General features: G+C 54.7%; 21 protein-coding genes. 20 read left to right on the top strand and 1 reads right to left on the bottom strand.

The genetic code is table 11. From position 1 onward, the window contains the following. Positions 1 to 7 precede the first annotated feature (7 nt). Genes WA429_RS06405 through WA429_RS06350 form a run of 13 tightly spaced genes read left to right on the top strand, consistent with a single transcriptional unit; the run spans position 8 to position 10,972 of the window. Positions 8 to 379 (top strand): phage tail tube protein, encoded by a 372-nt coding sequence (locus tag WA429_RS06405; protein ID WP_287465581.1) that lies wholly within the window; start codon positions 8 to 10, stop codon positions 377 to 379. Continuing rightward, positions 379 to 666, top strand: coding sequence for a phage tail assembly protein (locus WA429_RS06400; RefSeq protein ID WP_287465583.1), 288 nt, complete (start codon positions 379 to 381; stop codon positions 664 to 666). The genes WA429_RS06405 and WA429_RS06400 overlap by 1 nt, the downstream gene beginning before the upstream one ends. Then, the gene (locus WA429_RS21425) at positions 666 to 785 is read left to right on the top strand and encodes a GpE family phage tail protein (protein ID WP_353799161.1); all 120 of its coding nucleotides are present in this window, start codon (positions 666 to 668) and stop codon (positions 783 to 785) included. Before WA429_RS06400 ends, WA429_RS21425 begins: the two co-directional genes overlap by 1 nt. A gap of 9 nt (positions 786 to 794) precedes the next feature. Beyond that, positions 795 to 2,489 carry a tape measure protein gene (locus tag WA429_RS06395; RefSeq protein ID WP_287465584.1) on the top strand — a complete coding sequence of 565 codons (1,695 nt, stop codon included), beginning with the start codon at positions 795 to 797 and terminating at the stop codon, positions 2,487 to 2,489. Beyond that, positions 2,489 to 3,682, top strand: coding sequence for a DNA circularization protein (locus tag WA429_RS06390; protein ID WP_287465586.1), 1,194 nt, complete (start codon positions 2,489 to 2,491; stop codon positions 3,680 to 3,682). Before WA429_RS06395 ends, WA429_RS06390 begins: the two co-directional genes overlap by 1 nt. Continuing rightward, positions 3,675 to 4,736, top strand: coding sequence for a phage baseplate assembly protein (locus WA429_RS06385; protein WP_287465588.1), 1,062 nt, complete (start codon positions 3,675 to 3,677; stop codon positions 4,734 to 4,736). Before WA429_RS06390 ends, WA429_RS06385 begins: the two co-directional genes overlap by 8 nt. Continuing rightward, a complete protein-coding gene (locus WA429_RS06380; protein WP_287465590.1) occupies positions 4,724 to 5,341 on the top strand; it encodes a phage baseplate assembly protein V in 618 nt (205 codons plus the stop codon). Before WA429_RS06385 ends, WA429_RS06380 begins: the two co-directional genes overlap by 13 nt. Beyond that, positions 5,341 to 5,790 carry a phage GP46 family protein gene (locus WA429_RS06375; protein WP_287465591.1) on the top strand — a complete coding sequence of 150 codons (450 nt, stop codon included), beginning with the start codon at positions 5,341 to 5,343 and terminating at the stop codon, positions 5,788 to 5,790. The genes WA429_RS06380 and WA429_RS06375 overlap by 1 nt, the downstream gene beginning before the upstream one ends. Then, positions 5,790 to 6,860 (top strand): baseplate J/gp47 family protein, encoded by a 1,071-nt coding sequence (locus WA429_RS06370; protein ID WP_287465593.1) that lies wholly within the window; start codon positions 5,790 to 5,792, stop codon positions 6,858 to 6,860. The genes WA429_RS06375 and WA429_RS06370 overlap by 1 nt, the downstream gene beginning before the upstream one ends. 5 nt (positions 6,861 to 6,865) lie before the next feature. Beyond that, positions 6,866 to 7,450: a YmfQ family protein gene (locus WA429_RS06365; RefSeq protein WP_287465594.1), complete on the top strand. Its 585-nt coding sequence runs from the start codon at positions 6,866 to 6,868 to the stop codon at positions 7,448 to 7,450. A 1-nt stretch (position 7,451) separates the two neighbouring features. Beyond that, on the top strand, positions 7,452 to 8,039 hold the full coding sequence (locus WA429_RS06360; RefSeq protein WP_287465596.1) for a hypothetical protein: 588 nt from the start codon (positions 7,452 to 7,454) through the stop codon (positions 8,037 to 8,039). A gap of 2 nt (positions 8,040 to 8,041) precedes the next feature. After that, positions 8,042 to 10,294 carry a DUF7483 domain-containing protein gene (locus WA429_RS06355; RefSeq protein ID WP_287465597.1) on the top strand — a complete coding sequence of 751 codons (2,253 nt, stop codon included), beginning with the start codon at positions 8,042 to 8,044 and terminating at the stop codon, positions 10,292 to 10,294. Positions 10,295 to 10,306: 12 nt separating this feature from the next. Continuing rightward, the gene (locus WA429_RS06350; protein WP_287465599.1) at positions 10,307 to 10,972 is read left to right on the top strand and encodes a DUF4376 domain-containing protein; all 666 of its coding nucleotides are present in this window, start codon (positions 10,307 to 10,309) and stop codon (positions 10,970 to 10,972) included. Here the strand turns inward: WA429_RS06350 and WA429_RS06345 are convergent, their stop codons facing one another. After that, on the bottom strand, positions 10,973 to 11,494 hold the full coding sequence (locus WA429_RS06345; RefSeq protein WP_287465600.1) for a hypothetical protein: 522 nt from the start codon (positions 11,492 to 11,494) through the stop codon (positions 10,973 to 10,975). 129 nt (positions 11,495 to 11,623) lie between these two features. Between WA429_RS06345 and WA429_RS06340 the strand changes: the two genes are divergently transcribed. From WA429_RS06340 to WA429_RS06310, 7 genes are all read left to right on the top strand, one after another. Then, positions 11,624 to 12,424, top strand: coding sequence for a DNA adenine methylase (locus tag WA429_RS06340; RefSeq protein ID WP_287465601.1), 801 nt, complete (start codon positions 11,624 to 11,626; stop codon positions 12,422 to 12,424). 545 nt (positions 12,425 to 12,969) lie between these two features. Continuing rightward, positions 12,970 to 13,317, top strand: a complete 348-nt coding sequence (locus WA429_RS06335) for a hypothetical protein (RefSeq protein WP_287465603.1) — start codon at positions 12,970 to 12,972, stop codon at positions 13,315 to 13,317. A gap of 78 nt (positions 13,318 to 13,395) precedes the next feature. After that, positions 13,396 to 13,932: a flagellar basal body-associated FliL family protein gene (locus tag WA429_RS06330; RefSeq protein WP_068517452.1), complete on the top strand. Its 537-nt coding sequence runs from the start codon at positions 13,396 to 13,398 to the stop codon at positions 13,930 to 13,932. Positions 13,933 to 13,974: 42 nt separating this feature from the next. Then, positions 13,975 to 15,120, top strand: a complete 1,146-nt coding sequence (fliM, locus tag WA429_RS06325; RefSeq protein ID WP_068517453.1) for a flagellar motor switch protein FliM — start codon at positions 13,975 to 13,977, stop codon at positions 15,118 to 15,120. After that, a complete protein-coding gene (locus WA429_RS06320; protein ID WP_287465604.1) occupies positions 15,120 to 15,833 on the top strand; it encodes a DUF6468 domain-containing protein in 714 nt (237 codons plus the stop codon). Before fliM ends, WA429_RS06320 begins: the two co-directional genes overlap by 1 nt. Positions 15,834 to 15,982: 149 nt before the next feature. Beyond that, the gene (locus WA429_RS06315; RefSeq protein ID WP_068517455.1) at positions 15,983 to 16,726 is read left to right on the top strand and encodes a MotE family protein; all 744 of its coding nucleotides are present in this window, start codon (positions 15,983 to 15,985) and stop codon (positions 16,724 to 16,726) included. Positions 16,727 to 16,943: 217 nt separating this feature from the next. After that, on the top strand, positions 16,944 to 17,330 hold the full coding sequence (locus tag WA429_RS06310; protein ID WP_008890394.1) for a response regulator: 387 nt from the start codon (positions 16,944 to 16,946) through the stop codon (positions 17,328 to 17,330). Positions 17,331 to 17,349 lie beyond the last annotated feature (19 nt).

Below are 17,349 nucleotides of genomic sequence, written 5' to 3'. Positions count from 1 at the left end.
CAAGGATATGTCTAATAACCCAAATCGCCGCGCCGGGCGGATCTACTTCAAGGTCGATGGCACTCAATACGATGCCAAGGGCAGCTTCAGTTACAACCTGGGCGCAGATAAGCGCGACGGCATTGTCGGGGCGGACGGTGTGCACGGTTACAAAGCCATGCCGCAGGTTCCGTTCATCGAAGGTGCTGTGACAGATCGTCCGGACATGGACCTAAAGTCCGTCCTGGAACTTGACGGTGTGACAGTCACCCTTGAGCTGGCCAACAGCAAAACCATCGTCCTTCGCAACGCCTGGTGGGCCGGTGAAGGAACCGGCAGCTCAGAAGAGGCCGAAATTCCGGTCCGTTTCGAAGGTATTAGCGCCGAGGAGATGAAGTAATGAAGCCGATCAAAGCACCGCTTAAAACGCCGATCGAAGCACATGGCGAGAAAGTCAGCGAGCTCACGCTCAACGAACCGGACCTCGGTGGCCTTGATGGCGTCGATCTCACGGTCAGCATGGAAGGTACGGTCAAGATCAATCTTGGTGACCTTCACAAGATCATCGCGTCGATGGCCGGTATCCCGCCGTCAGCCGCCAAGCAGATCAAGATCTCGGACCTGAAGAACATTGCGCCAGCGGTGATGGATTTTTTGGGAGAGTTCCTCCCAACTGGCGCGAGCTGATGGAGGAAGTGGCTTACACCTTTCATTTCCAGCCATCCGAGCTGGAGCGCATGAAGGTGAGCCAACTTCTCAAATGGCACAACGGTGCCCGCAATATTCACAAGAAATTGCATGGATAGCGACCCGAGATGGCAAACCGCGAACTCACATTGAAGATGATCGTCCAGGCGATAGACCGGGTAACAAAACCGGCACGCCAGATGGGCAACGCGATGGGCGATATGGCCCGTCGCGCCCGTCTCGATCATCTGCAAGCCAAATTGCTGGCAGCGCGTGAGCGTTTGTCATCGATGGGCACTGCTGCGCGGGATTTGGGTAAGCGGTTTCAGGATTTTGGTACTGGCGCTCTTACGAAGGTGACAGCGCCACTGGCATTGGCAGGCGGGTTTGCTTTTAACGCTTATGGCAAGATCGAGCAACTGACCACATCCTTCAAGTCGATGCTTGGCGGCGGAGAAGCCGCACGCCAGATGATGGAAAAGCTGACAACATTCGCGGCCAGCACGCCTTTCCAGCTCGAAGGTATTGGTCAGGCTACAAAGCAGTTGCTGTCCTTTGGCGTTTTGCCGGCAAAGATCATCGAAAATTTGCGGATGCTGGGCGATATTGGTGCCGGCGCCAACGTGCCGCTTAATGAAATGGCGGCAATCTTCGGGAAGGTCAAAGCCAAGGGCAAGGCAATGACCGAAGAACTGTTGCAGCTTTCCGATCGCGGCATTCCGATCATTGATGTTCTGGCCAAGGGACTTGGCAAGTCCAAGGATCAGATTTTCGAATTGGCATCTCAGGGGCGGATCAGCTTCGATATTCTGAAACGTGCAATGCAAGCCATGACAGCCGAGGGCGGTATCTTCTTCAAGCAGATGGAAGAGCAGTCCAAAACGCTGTTTGGCAAGCTTTCAACGTTGAAAGATAACTTGTTCCTGCTATTCGCGGATCTTGGCGAGAAGCTTGATGAGATGTTTGGTGTTAAAGATGGCATCGACTTCTTGATCGGAAAGGTACAGGTTCTTCGCACAACATTTGCTGCATTTGCTGAAACTAATCCTCAGCTTGCCAAAGCAGTTGCATTCATCGGAATTTTGGCGGCCGCAGTTGGGCCGCTGGCGATTGGTGTCGGCTTGGCCGCTTCGGCATTTGGCGTGCTGGCTACTGGATTAGGTTTGATTTTTTCCCCGATCGGTCTGGTTGTTGCCGCCTTTGCCGGCGCAGCATTTCTCATCATCAAACACTGGGATGAAGTTGAAGCGTTCCTCGCAAAGACCGCGATTGCAATAGTGCGCGCCTGGGCTCCTATCGGAAATTTCTTCTCCGGCCTATGGGCAGAAATCAAATCAGCCTTTGACCAGGGCTTCATCCAAGGCGTGCTGAAGGTTCTTGAAGTCTTCAACCCGACGATCTGGATCGCCAAGGGTGTCAATGCACTCATCGAGTACCTGTTTGGCATCGATCTGGCCAAGGTTGGCAGAGAGTGGATTGGCGGCCTTTGGGACGGGATGCAAGCCAAGTGGGCGGAGCTGGTCGACTGGTTGAGTTCCGCCGTGACGTCACTGATGGACTGGATGCCAGACTGGGTTAAAGAACGCCTCGGACTGGATGCAGGTGGCCTTGGCCAGATGCCTGGGGGCGCGGCCGGCAATGTCGCATCGGCAGTTGCGCCTGCAATCGGTCCGCAGAATGGCCAAGGACAGGGTCGCTTTGCCGGTGAGGTCAAGGTTTCCTTTGATAACGCGCCGTCAAACATGCGGGTCAAGGAAGTCAAGTCCGACAATCCCGATTTCGTGCCGTCGGTCTATGCCGGCTACGCGATGGGAGGGTCCTGATGTCCTGGAAAGAGAAGCTGCGTCCAGCCAGCTACAAGGGTGCGCGGTTCCATATCGAAGGTCACGATTCCGATGTGGCTGGTCGTGAAGTCCAGGTGCACGAGTATCCCGGCCGCGATGTGCCGTATCCCGAAGACATGCGCCGCAAAACCAAGAATTTCAGCTTTGCCGCGTATGTGATCGGCGATGACTACATGACGGCCCGCGATCAACTGATCAGCGCATGCGACAGCGAAGGTCCGGGCACGCTGATACATCCGTATCTGGGGTCGATCACCGCCATTTGTACTGGCTGCAAGCTGTCAGAGCGGGCCGATGAAGGACGCATGGCGCGCCTTCAGCTCACTTTCGTTGAAGGTGGCACAAACCAGTTTCCAACATCGAGCAAGGATCAATCCTTTGCACTGACGCAGGCCGTCGAAGCCGCCCACGCATCAAACCGTGAGAGCTTTGCCAATGACTTTTCGGTCGCAGGCAAACCGGCGTTTCTGGCCTATGAGTCGGTTGATGTGATTTCGGAGGCAACCAGCGAGATCGATGGCGCTGTCAGTGATCAGGGCGACGGTACCTTTGCCCGTGCGCTTAGCAAGATCGGAAAGGAAGCGCTGACCTTTGTCCAGAACCCGTCGGGGCTCGCCAATCAGTTGGGCGATCTGGTTGTTCAGGCTGGCGAAGCTGCCGGTGCAGGTCCGGAGACCATGCAGGCGCTTCGTCCTATTGCTCAGTTTGGCACGCAGCTGGCTGCGGTACCGCTGACCACAGCAACCCGAAAAGTCCAGGCGCTCAATCAGAATGCTGTCGTTTCGCTTGTGACCAACTCCGCTGTGATCGAGATGGCCAGGAACGTCATAAACACCGAGTTCACGACAACTGATGATGCCTTTGCAACGCGCGACGAAATTGGCGGATATCTCGATACAGCGATGGATCGCGCCAGTGAAGCTGAGGACGATCAGTTGTTCGAGACGCTTCGCGTTCTTCGGACGGCGACCACCGACTACATCAATGCACAGTCACCCCGCACTGCACAGGTCATCAACACGGTGGCTCCGCTGACAGAACCGGCTTTGGTTACCGCTTATCGCTTGTACCAGGATGCCAGCCGCGCTGATGAAATCGCCACGCGCAACGGTGTGGCGCATCCGGGTTTTGTGCCTGGCGGGGAAACGATCGAGGTGCTGAGCAATGTCTGATGTCACGCTTAGCCTCAGCGGCACCAATTATGGCGGCTGGAAGCGCGTGCGTATCACGCGCTCGATCGAGCATATGGCAGGTACCTTTGATCTGCAGCTCAGTGACCGCTATCCGGCCGAGGGGAGCATTCCAGTCATTTCGCGCGGATCTGCCTGCAGGGTGGCCATCGATGGCGAAACTGTTATCACTGGTTTTGTCTATGACGATAATCCGGGTTTTGATGCAAAGTCGCGCGAGATCCGCGCAGCCGGTCGCGATGTGACAGGTGACCTTGTCGACTGCTCGGCAATCAATCGGCCGGGTGAGTGGTTGAATGCCAGCCTTGAGAAGGTTGCGACCGATATCGCGCGGCTGTTTGCCATTCCAGTGCGGGTCGAGACTACCACGGGCGCACGGTTCACCAAGTTCCGGATCGAGGAAGGCGAGACCGCCTTTGAAGCCATCGATCGGGCTTGCCGTATGCGGTCGGTTCTGGCGATCAGTGATGGCAAGGGAAGTCTGGTTATTACCAAGCCCGGTGTTGCGCGGGCTTCTGTGAGGTTGGAAGAAGGTGTGAACCTTCTGTCCGGATCTGCTGGCTATTCGGATAATGAACGTTTCTCGCGCTATATCGTTAAGGCACAACAGCCGGGATCGGACGACTTGTCTGTCGATCAGGTTGCCCAGGTTGTTGCCGAACAAACCGATGCAGGCGTTTCGCGCTATCGTCCGATGGTGATCCTGGCAGAGGATTCCGCCGATCGGAACTCCGCGCGCAAGCGTGCGCAGTTTGAGGCCAATGTCCGTGCTGCTCGCAGTCAGCAGATCACTGTGCGCGTGCAGGGATGGCGGGAAACTGAGAACGGGACGCTTTGGCAGCCCAACCGCCTGGTGCAAATCAAATCAGCAACACTCAAGGTCGATCAGGATCTTCTGATCTCCCAGGTCATCAATACCAAGGATCAGTCCGGAACCGTGACAGAGCTCACGCTGTTGCCGCCGGCCGCGTTTGATATCGAACCACCCAAAGAGAAGAAACTCAAAGATCAGGGGGCGCTCAAATGGATCGAATAAGCCTGATCTTTAATCGTCTGATCCAGCCGTTGCGTCGACGCGTGATGCTGATGGTGTCCCGTGCGGTGATCAAGGTCGTGAATGACGCCGGGGGCATCCAGAAGCTTCAGATCGTCGGCTATGACGGTGAACTTCTCGAAGGTGTCGAGCGTTTCCAGGAATACGGTCTGACATCCTTACCACTGGGCAATGCCGAGGCTGTTGCAACGGCCGTCGGCGGCAATCGATCTCATACTATCGTGATCGCCGTTGATGATCGCCGTTTTCGCCTCAAGAACCTCGCTCCTGGTGAAGTTGCCCTTTATGACGATCTTGGCCAGAAGGTGCACTTGAAGCGCGATGGCATTCTGATTGAGACAGGCCAACCATCTGGTGTGACGGTCAATGCGCCTGCTGCGACGGTGAATTCGGATACGGTTACAACCAACGCGACCGAAGTCACGGTGAACGCGGAGAAGGCTGTTATCAACAGTGATGAAATTCATCTCGGCGCTGAAGGTGGACAACCGATCGCCCGTGTTGGGGATCTGGTCGATGTTGCTTCGGGCAGCTCTGCAGGCCAGTGGCCGATTGTTTCTGGCTCTGACAAAGTGAGGGCCGGTTGATGGACGTCCTGATCGCATTTGATGACAAGCTTCTGATCGGTGACATCAAAACTGTTGCCGGCGACCTTGAAACGGACCCTTCGATCCGCACTGCAGTTGTCATCAGCATCTTTACCGACGCACTGGCCAACCCGGACGATGAATTGCCAGCCGGCGAAACGGATCGACGTGGCTGGTGGGGAGATTTGTTGCCCGAAGTCGAAGGCGACAAGATCGGATCACGCCGCTGGCTTTATGTCCGTGAGAAGCAATCACCAGAAACCGCTGAGAAGATCCGGGAAGCCGATCAGGAAGCCCTGCAGTGGCTGATCGATGACGGGATCGCAGCGTCCGTGTCTGTTACGACCGAATGGATCGAACGCGGTGTTCTGGCCGAAGAGATCAAAATCACCAAACCCGATGGCGACCAGGTGAATTGGCGTTTTAATCAGCTGTGGGAGAACCTGTAATGCCATTCTCGCGTCCGACATTGGCGGATCTGGTGAACCAGATCTCAAGCGATATCAAGAGCAACCTGACCGATGCGAATGCCTGGCTGCGTCGTACCGTTCTGGGTGTTCTGTCGCGCGCATTCGCCGGTGCGTTGCATGGGCTTTACGGCTTTATTTCCTATGTTGCCAAGCAGGTCTTTCCCGATACGGCCGAGAAGGCATTTTTGCGTCGCTGGGCTTCGATATGGGGTGTAAAGCCAAAGCCGGCACAGGCGGCGTCGGGAAATGTGACCTTCACTGGATTGATCGGATCAAACATCCCGGTCGATACGGTCCTTCAGCGCTCAGACGGTGTCGAATACGTCACGCTGGCTGCTTTGGACCTTGTTGCTGAAACGGGAACTGTCGCGATCGAAGCAATTGAGGGCGGTGCCACCGGCAATCTGGATGCTGGCGCTACTCTGGCACTTGTTGAGCCGATCGTCGGCGTTCAGACCAATGTGACGGTCGCGGCCGGTGGTCTGTCGCAGGGTAGCGACGCCGAGGATGATGAATCACTTTTGGCACGGTTGCTCAATCGCATCCAACGTCCGCCACATGGGGGCAATAAGGACGACTATGTTACCTGGGCGAAAGATCAAGAAGCACATGGCATCGATGTGACGCGGGCTTGGTCAAACCCGCTCGAGCTTGGCTTGGGTACGGTTGTCGTGCGCTTCATGATGGACGACACATACGGCGATGGCATTCCGCTGGCCGCTGATGTTGCGACTGTCGCAAGCTACATTGCTGAAGTCCATCCAGTCACCGCCGACGTAACGGTGGTACCGCCGGTGGCGGTTGCTGTGGCGTTCCAGATCTCCGGTTTGACACCTGGTAATGCCGCAGTCCGTTCTGCGATCGAGGCCGAGCTGCGCGATCTGATCCGCCGTGAAGCAGAGCCGGGCAGCACGCTGTTGATCAGTCACATTCGCGAGGCGATCTCGATCGCGGCCGGCGAGACCGATCATGTCCTGGTTGCGCCAAATGCAAACCTGGTCGCCGACACGCATGAAATTTTCACCTTTGGCAACATTACCTGGAGCTGAGGGACATGCGGGCAACGATTGATCAATATCTCAACAATCTTCGATCCCTGATGCCAAAGGGTAAAGCCTGGGCGCGTGAGAATGAGGCGGGTCTGACACGGTTGTTACGTGCATTTGCAACGCCTCTTATGCGCGTCCACAACCGGGCAGTTGATCTGATCGATGAGGTCGATCCAAGAACGTCGGTTGAACTCCTTCCCGATTGGGAACGTGTTTGCGGGTTACCTGATCCTTGCAGTGGCCAGCCCGAAAGTTTGGCTGAACGTCGCGACCAGGTTGTTGCCAAACTTGCAGCACGCGGCGGTCAGTCAATCCCGTTCTTTATCGAGCTGGCCAGTAATCTTGGCTACGTGGTCACGATCACGGAATTTCGCCCTTTCAGATGCATCTCGAAATGCAATGACCCGCTGACACAAGGCGATTGGCGGTTTGTCTGGCAGGTCAACGCACCGGCCGAGACCATTCGCACCATGACGGTGAATTCCGGCTGTTCGGAGCCATTGAGGACTTGGGGCAACGCACCGCTTGAATGCAACTTCAACCGCCTGAAGCCAGCGCATACCAAAGTCATTTTTACCTACGGAGCCTGATATGAAACGCATCGATACAGCAACAAAGGCAACCGATAAATTCGGCCCAGGCAAGCACGGCTTCACTGATGGCGATCCGACCATACCGATCCCGGCAACCGAGCTTCAGGGGAGTTGGTTTGACCACGTCCAGGAAGAGATCGCCAATTTCATCGAAGAACAGGGCATTGCCCTTGACGAAAACAACCGGACACAGTTGGCAGCCGCGATTACGGCCAAGCTGGCCAACGGAAACTATTTGCGTGCCAATGTCGCTGCGACACTGACCGCTGGTTTCAATACACAGTTTGCCGACCTGACAGTTGCAGCTGGCGTTGCGACGTTCGATCCGACCGCTCGCAGCCGGTTCAAGCATGTTCTGGATGACGCTATCCTGATCGACAACCCGGCTGTAATTCCGAACGCTGGACCGGCGATGATCAAGCTCACACAGGATGGCACCGGCAACCATGCCGTTGACTGGGGCAGTAAATACAAAGTTGTCGGCGAGGTGAATTACACCGCCAATTCGGTCAGCTTGTGCCAGCTTCAGTATGACGCTGCTGACGACGTTATTGACGTTGTGATCACGCAGCGCGCAGGAGCCTGATCATGTCGCTTTTGATGGAAAACAGTGTTGCCAAGATTGGCTGCGGTGATCCGGGTGATCCGATTGAGGCTGCAGTTCTGTTCGCAGGCGTAAGCCCAAGAATTACTTTTCCGTCCTCGGGTGGAACGGGAAAAGTCTGGGCATACTCCGAATGGTTGAAGCTCCCAGCAATCGGGAATGTCATCATTTCGCTTCAAAGCTATGTCGATGATCCCAACAACACGTCTTTGTATTGGCGTGGTGATTTGAAGGGGCAATTTCAAATTCAAAACCAGATTAGCAACTCGATCACAACTGATAACTTGCTATCTGGTTCTTTTCTCGCGGGTGGCTTTTGGCTCCATAGATATACCATTTATGACAGTACGCAGGCAGACGAAACCCTTCGGTATCGTGTTTATGTTGGCGGCGTCCTGCAGCCGCACAACGATGACTATCCTGCTCTCAATGAGGCGAGCTTTATCGGCGCTAGTGGCCAGCACCGAATTCAAGGTAATCACTACCGTGCGGAAACCGCTCTGTTTGTTGGCACCTACCCAGATGTCTCATCTTTCGGTCGGTTCAATGCGCAAGATGTTTGGGTTCATAAAGAGTTCGACGGTAAAGGCGGCGGCGCGGCGATATATGGCGCTGCAGGCGCACATTTTGATTTTCTAGAAGGAGCCGATCTGACCAAAGACGTATCTGGAAATGGCAATCATGCGACAATAGTAGCGGGCTCGCTTTACCAGGTTTCTGATACCCCGACCAACAGCGCCAATATTCATGAGGCCATAGACAATACGAACCAGACCTGGACCTTTTCCGATGGAAACACGGTTGTCGAGAACGATAACTTCGGCGGCACGTCTTACATGATCCGTTCATCCATGCCTGTCGCCATCGGTCAATTCTGGGCAGTTATGGAAGTCGAGACCATCGGTTCGGGAACCGGTTTTCCGGTGTTCGGCGTTTCCGATGCATCGCGGTATTTCGGAGGAAGTGTCACCAAGAGACCTGATATCGCGTATCATCGGGACGGAACCATCCGTGACATTGACAACAATGTTCTTCAATCCGGGTTGCCGACCTATGGTGTCGGCGATTTCGTTGGTATAGCGCTGGATGGCACAAATCAATCGGTTCAATTTTACCTAAATACTGGAGCCGGAAAGAACCCGGTCGGTTCGCCTGAAGCCTACAGTTTCACGCTCGCCACTTTCGCGTTGTGGTCCTATTACGATGCCAGAGCACGGTTGTATTACACCGATTTCCCGGCAAATATGCTTGCTGAATCTGGTTTCTCAGGTTTGACATCAGAGAACTATCCTTGTCCGCTCATCCAAAACCCTGATGACTACGTGACTGTTCGCCTGCGTTCTGGTGGTGATGGTGTAGATGATCTGAACTGGAACCCACTGCTTGAAAAGACATTGGTTGTCTCAAAGCGGCGTGATGCGGCTGGCTCGTTCTGGATTACTGATACGGTTCGGGGCGCTGGCTTGGCGTGGCGTTCAAACGTTGCTGATGAGGAAAAATCTAAACCTGACGGTCTCTATCAGTTTGTTGCGAACGGCTATCTTATCGGTGCTGGCACGGATTATCAGGGAAACAGGGCCGACATCATCTTTCGAGCAAGTCCTTTGGCTGGTTTCGACATCGTCGAAATCGAGCACGTGGCTGGGACGCCTTCCACCGAAGCGCACAACGTAGGTGGGGCAATTCAATACGCTTGGGTGGTTCCGCTCGATGGGGGTGACCGTCGAGTATTTCATCATCTCCTGCCTGCAGGGCAGTATTACAAGTTGAACCAAACTGAAGTGCAGACGATTACGGCTGACCCCGACTGGCTTTTGTCAACGGCAAATACAGTGACGCTTAGCGCATCAATGCTCTCGGGTCGCTATATCCTTTATGTTTGGCGAGGTGTGCCTCAATTCTCTGCGTTTGGGCTGCATGGTGGCAATGGTTCGGTCAATGGACCGTTTGACGCGATGGATTTCAAAGCGCGGCTATATCTCATTACAGAACACAACCCCACGGATGATGTAAATCTGAGCGTTGCAGACATAAATCCAAGCAACCCGGTGCAGAAATATCTGATGCTCAACCGGGATCAGCAAGAAGTGACACTAACCGACCGAGATCGGGACTTGATGCCAAATGGTGTCAAGGCGCGAGCTTCTGCAAGCGGCGCAGAAATCAACAACGCAAGCGGTGTCTTTCCTTGGGCGGCTTGGGCGTCTGTACCCATCAAATTCGCAACTGCGCACTAGGAGGATACTGTTGTGCGAACCCCGATTTATGCGATCTTCAATGAAGACTGGTCACTGAACCGCTTCGAGAGTGGTTCCAGCTTCACTGCTGTCACTGGTCGCCCATTTACTGATGCGACCAAGCATCCGGTCGAAACCCTGCTTGAGCACTACGTCAAGCCGATCATCCAGACCTCGAAACCGTCAAGTGAATGGCACGATGTATCCAGCCAGCCGGATGTTTTGATTGAAGGCGAAGGTGCAGCGCAGACGGCAAAACTGTATTGGCCAACTACACCAATCAGTCTTGAGTTGGCAAAGGCGAAGCTGCGGGCGAAGGTCAAGCAATGCAAGTTTGCGCGGATGGATGCAGGGATCGAGTTTTCGGTTGGTGAAACGACCTATCTTGTTCAGACCGATGCTGACAGTCGTAGCCTTATCGACAGCACCTTTGCACTGGCTGTGAATGGGTATCTGCCCGACGGGCGTGGCTGGCGTATGGGGGATAATTCCTACCCGACCCTGACGCAGCAGCAGTTGATTGATATGGCCTTGGCGGTCGGGGCGATGGTTGGGGATTGCTATGATGTCCAATCGGAGCTTGAAACGGCAATTGATGCCATCGCCGATATCGAGGCCTGCATGGCGTTTGACTGTTCGTCAGCTTTCCCGGCTGCGCCAGACCCGGTGGCTCCGTAATTACTGCGTGACGCTGAACAGCAAGAACAGCGCAAATATTACCGCGACGACAAGAACTATGAGCGAGAAGGCATCCAGCACAACAGGCAGGAATGACCAGCCTCTCCCAGGCTGAAAACCCGGCTTGTTTTGGTAAACCGGCATAGCAAGGCTATGAAAACGTTCAAGGGCCCCGAAACCCTCGATAATCATTCGGAAACCTTGAATGGCTAAGCCCAAAATAAATAACGCTGTAAGGATGGCAACATTGGTCTTCAGGGGGCCGGTAAAGAGCTGAGAGCCGACAAAGGTAAGGGATGCGAGCAAGCCGCCGCAAAGTCCTCTCAGGATGAAGCTTTGGAAGGTCTTCCACTTCAATCTGACTTCCTGATCGTACTCGTCGATCGACTTATAGATCGCTTTCAGTTCTTCGGTGTGGTTTCCGATTTTCCGGGCGTTTGCATGGTCTCTTCGGAAATCCATCGCATTTCGAAACCACCCCCTGCGGACGCCAGATTTTTGCTTCTCGTTCTTGGTCATCATTTCCCTGTCATGAAACTAGGCGGGGGTCAGGGTGCGCCAACACCCTGAACCGGGAGGGACTAGCTCCCACGATAAATCGCCCCGCCACCGTTGCAACGGCGGGTACAGATTAGAAAGACTTGTTTAGCTATGTCGACTCAAACAGTTACGCCTGTTCGTCCAGTCGCCCCCTATCTTGGGGGCAAACGCAATCTGGCCAAGCGATTGGTGGCCATCATCGATCAGATTGATCACACCACCTATGCGGAGCCTTTTGTCGGTATGGGCGGCGTTTTTCTGCGCCGAATCCGTCAGCCCAAGGCCGAGGTCATCAACGATATCAACAAGGAACTAGCGACCTTCTATCGTATCCTGCAGCGCCACTATGTGCCCTTTATGGATATGATGAAGTTTCAGATTACGACCAGGGCAGAGTTCGAACGCCTGGTCAGAACAGATCCGACGACGCTCACCGATCTCGAGCGCGCTGCGCGGTTCCTCTATCTTCAGAGAACGGCTTTTGGCGGCAAGGTTTCCGGCCGCAATTTCGGGGTGTCGGTGGAGCGCGGTGGCCGGTTCGATATCACCAAACTGGGGCCGATGCTTGATGATCTGCACACCAGGCTTTCAGGTGTGGTGATTGAATGCCTGCCATATGGTGACTTCATCAAACGCTATGACCGGCCGGAGACACTGTTCTATCTCGATCCACCGTATTATGGCGGCGAGAATGACTATGGGAAAAACATCTTCGAGTGCGCTGATTTTGAGAAGCTCTCAGAGCATCTCAGAGGCCTCTCAGGGCGCTTTATCTTGTCTCTGAACGATACGCCAGAAGTGCGCCAGATATTCGACGGGTTCTCAATGGATACGGCCGAGGTCAACTATTCGATCGGAAAGCAGAGTGAAAGCCGTCGTGCCTATGGCGAGTTGATCATTTCAAACATCTGATGGTGCGGGCGGCTTGAAAGGGTCGCCCAACCCTCTTAAATTCGCGATCGGGACAGGTGATGACCATAGTTGAGAGGCCATATGGACATTGCCAAGGACGGAATACCACTGAGCGACACGGTTAGACACGATCTCGAAGCCGTTCATTTTCATTGCCGCACCTGCCATCGATCAATCTCAAAGACCCCGCAACAGCTGCTGACGCTTGCGTCGCCTGAAACTGGCCTTTGGGCGCTCACCCGTCGCCTGCGCTGCACTTCATGCGGAGAGAGGGATTTCACGGTCCGGCTCGGCTACCCAAGAAATTGCGCCGGAATCGGCAAAGCAATACCGGACCACCCAGCCTAGGATGATCCGGTATGACGAAAAGTGCTATGCTCCAACTTTAATTGGCGAGCACTCCAAAACCAAATGTCGCGCTACATTTCCGATGTCGCTCGGATGTCGCCCGGAAAGGGGCGGGAACGGGATCGGGAACGGGATTTGTTTATCCGGGCCTGCTCAAATCAGCAGGACCGCGTGCCCATATTGATGGTAGCGGCCAGATGGTGTGGCCAAATGGCGCGACCAGATGGCGTGGTTCGATGGGCCGGGTGTCGCGTTGGGCGACCGAACGCGTGTGTGATTATGGCATCGTTCCTTGCGGCATCGTGGTCGATTGGTGGTCCTGTGGTCGTCATCAGGTCATCGGGCTCCCGACGCGGGATGGCATGGAATTGTTGGTCGGTGTGCGTGACCTTTGGGTGATGGCAGTGACCGATCGGCAAATTTCACCTGATGACGGCTTTAACAGGCGAAATGACAAAGCCGAACCATGGGGCCAAACCATGGTGCCAAACCGTGATGCAACTCATGGTCTAAGCTATGGGAAACGAAACGGATTTTTAACGTGATAGCGTTATGGCTGGTATTCCGGCACAGTGTTTGCTGGATATAACGGCATAACTTCAAGCGCAGGAATTTGCGAAGCTATGGGCGACGACGTCGACGAAATCGATATGGATGAAGGTGGCGGTGGCCGCAGCAAGAAGATGCTTGTTGTGGTGATCCTTCTTGTGTTGCTGCTTCTTGGTGGTGCGGCGGCGGCCTATTTTACCGGGCTGCTTCAGCCGGTGATTGATATGCTGACCGGCGGTGACGGCGCGCAGACCGAAGAGGTGATTTCCGAAGATTCCATCGAAGAAGCACCGGGCGTTCCCGAGAATGTCGGCTTTGTGGATTTGCCGGAAATTCTGGTCAACCTCAATACTGGCGCAGGCAAGCAAAGCTATCTGAAAATTCGTGTCAGCCTTGAAGTTGCCGATCAGGCAATGCTGCCGCAGGTCGAACAGATGATGCCGCGCATTGTTGACAATTTTCAGGTCTATCTTCGGGAATTGCGGCCCGAAGATCTTTCGGGCTCCGAAGGCATGTTCCGGTTGCGTGAAGAATTGCTGATCCGGGTCAGTGCGGCGGCAAAGCCTGCAAAAATTAACGACGTTCTGTTTAAGGAAATGCTGGTACAATAAGCCTGTACCGGCGCGAATGCCAAAATCAGGAAGCAATCGCTGATGGCTGATGAAGAAGATGATGATGCACTCGCCGCTGAATGGGAAGCCATGGCGGGTGGAGATGACGAGGGTGGAGACGACGGCGGCGAGGATATGGCCGCCGAATGGGAATCCATGCTCGGCGATGACGATGAAGACGACGGTGGCGGCGATGACATGGCCGCCGAAATGGGCGGCGGTTCTGCGCGTGTTCTGAACCAGGACGAAATCGACAGCCTGCTTGGCTTTGACGATGGTTCTGGTGCGGGTGACCAGTCGGGCATTCAGGCGATCATCAACTCGTCGATGGTGGCCTATGAACGTCTGCCAATGCTCGAAGTCGTCTTTGACCGCCTTGTGCGTATGATGTCGACATCGCTTCGTAACTTCACATCCGACAACGTCGAAGTGTCACTTGATAACATCCTGTCGCTGCGTTTCGGTGATTATCTGAACTCGATCCCGCTGCCTGCGATGCTTGGCGTGTTCAAGGCGGAAGAATGGGATAACTACGGGCTTCTGACGGTTGACTCGGCCCTGATCTATTCGATCGTGGACGTGCTGCTGGGCGGGCGTCGCGGTACGGCGGCAATGCGTATTGAAGGCCGCCCCTATACCACGATTGAACGCAACCTTGTCGAACGGATGATCCATGTGGTCCTTGGGGACCTTTCGGCTGCGTTCGATCCGCTAAGCCCGGTGACCTTCCGGTTTGAACGACTTGAAACCAACCCGCGTTTTGCCACCATTGCCCGTCATGCCAACGCCGCCATCGTGGCCAAGTTGCGCATCGACATGGAAGACCGTGGCGGGCGGCTTGAACTGCTGATCCCGTATGCAACGCTCGAACCGGTTCGTGAACTTCTGCTTCAGATGTTCATGGGTGAAAAGTTCGGCCGTGACTCAATTTGGGAAAACCACCTCGCAAACGAACTGTGGCAAACCCATGTTAACCTGTTAGCAGTGCTGGACGAACAGGTGATGTCACTTGGGGATGTACTCAATCTTGAAGTTGGCAACCGTCTGGTTCTTAATACCAGTCCGACCTCGCCGGTTGAGGTTCGGTGTGGCGATGTCCCGCTGTTCAAGGGCATGATGGGACGTAAAGGTGATCGTATCGCCATTCAGGTGCGTGATCGTGCGCGCATAACCGAGGAAGACAAGTGATGGACTTCGCGTTCTACCTGGATCTTTTGATGATCGTCCTGCTGGTGGTGACGATCGTCTATGCGATCATTTTGAACCGCAAGCTCGCGGCATTTCGCCGCAGCCGTGAAGACATGCAGAATTTCCTGACCGCCTTTAACGCGGCCAATGAACGGGCTGAAAGCTCGATCACTGCCCTTAAGGACATGGCGGAACAGTCTGGCGAAAAACTGCGCGAAAATATCGAAAAGGCCAGCGGTCTGAACGAAGATCTGAGCTTCATGGTCGATCGCGGCGAAAGCATTGCCAACCGCCTTGAAAAGGCTGCCAGTGACGCCAACGCGGTTCGCCGGTCCGGTGTTTCGGGGGCGGCGGCTTCTGCCGGTGCGGGGGCTGGTGCATCTGATGGGGCACGTGCCGGCAAGTCTGGCGGTGCCGGGCTTGGGGGCATGATCGGCGGTGGTGCGGATCGTCCTGATGTGATTGATGATCGTGATCGTGTCGGTGTTGAAACGCGCGCCGAGGAACTGGCTGCGCGCATGGTTGGCGAATTTGAACGCAGCGGCAATGCCATGGCCGATCGTGATGACGGATCGCGTCCGGCATCGGGTGGCAATGGTTCGGGAAGTTATGGCGACGGCAATGGCGGGTCTGATCTGTATGATCAGGACGAGGATGCCGGTCGTTCAGAGGCCGAGCGCGAGCTTCTCGCAGCATTGCGCTCGGTTCGATAAGAGACGGAATTTGGCCGGGATTGCGGTTCCGGTCTTGAGATCATGACATTTCTTTATATCTAAAGAGTGATCGGTCATTCTGACAGAATAAAGATAGTTCGAGCGTGAAGGAGCATGGGCACAAGGTGCCGCATTGCTTAGGTGAATAGATGTCTGGTGTGCGTATCTTGCCATTGGTTGTCCTGGTTGGGCTGATGGTGTTGTCAATGCGGGTGGTAAACCTGTTTTCCGGCGGCGGGGAAGTTGCGACAACTTCTGAGTCCCAGCCTGCTGGTGTCAGCATGGTCCAGATGGCACAGGCCCAGGCACCGGCGCCGACCCCGGGCGCAACCCCGGAAGGCCAGGGGGCAGATGTGTCTGCTGCTGGTCCGGGGCTGGATGATCCGGCCGGACTGACGATGGAAGGAACCCCGCTTGAAGGTGAAGGCGGCCCGAACGATATCGCGCCGACCCTTGGCGGTGACCCGACCCTGTTCACCCAGGAAGAGATTGATCTGCTTCAGAATCTGTCGGTGCGTCGTGGCGAGCTTGACCGCAAGGAACAGCGTCTTGATGAACGCGAAAGCCTGATTGCCGCCGCCGAAGCCCGGATCGATGCCAAGATCGAAGAAATGAAATCCTTGAAAACGGCCATCGAAGGACTGGTCGAAACCAAGGAAGCCCAGGAAGATGATCGGATCAAGAAACTGATCAGCGTCTATGAAAAGATGAAACCCAAAGACGCGGCCAGGATCTGGAACGATCTGGATATGGATATCCTGTTGCAGGTGGCACTTGGTATGCGCGAAGCCAATACTGCGGCGGTTTTGTCGCAGATGACGCCGGAACGCGCGCGGGCGTTGACAGCCGAACTGGCATATAAGCAAGATATCAATATGCTGCCATTGCAATAGGGCAAACGAGAAGACGTTGGGGTGGATCTTCGCCTGTTTCAAGTGAAGAACCAGCCAAAATTTCGAGAATAGTCAATGTGATGAGATGATTTGATCTCTGGTTAAAAACCTTGATTAACCAATATTAAATATGTACATCACGATTATTAGGGGCCTTGTCTGTATTCGTAGGAATATGCGGCAAGGGTGGGAGATCAGATAGCTGATGGAGTTGTGAATGGCCGTCGATCCGAATATGCCGATCCTGATTGTGGATGATTACAAAACGATGTTGCGTATCATCCGTAACCTTCTGCGGCAGCTCAACTTTACGAATATTGAAGAAGCGACCGATGGTAGCATGGCGCTTCGTAAGCTGCGTGAAGCTCCGTTCAGTCTTGTGATTTCCGACTGGAACATGGAGCCGATGACTGGCCTTCAGCTGTTGAAGGAAGTCCGTGCCGATGCCAAGTTGAAGGATATGCCCTTCATCATGATTACCGCCGAAGCCAAGACCGAAAACGTCGTTATGGCGAAAAAGGCCGGTGTCTCCAATTACATCGTGAAGCCGTTCAACGCTGAAACGTTGAAAGGCAAAATGAAAACGGTTATTGGCGATTTCTGATCAGGAGCGCGGGGCCTGT

Origin of the sequence: Thalassospira sp. CH_XMU1420-2, assembly GCF_037029325.1 — a bacterium.
GTDB classification, from domain to species: domain Bacteria; phylum Pseudomonadota; class Alphaproteobacteria; order Rhodospirillales; family Thalassospiraceae; genus Thalassospira; species Thalassospira povalilytica.
Note: the sequence above shows the minus strand (reverse complement) of the source record. Positions and strands in the feature narration are given on the sequence as shown.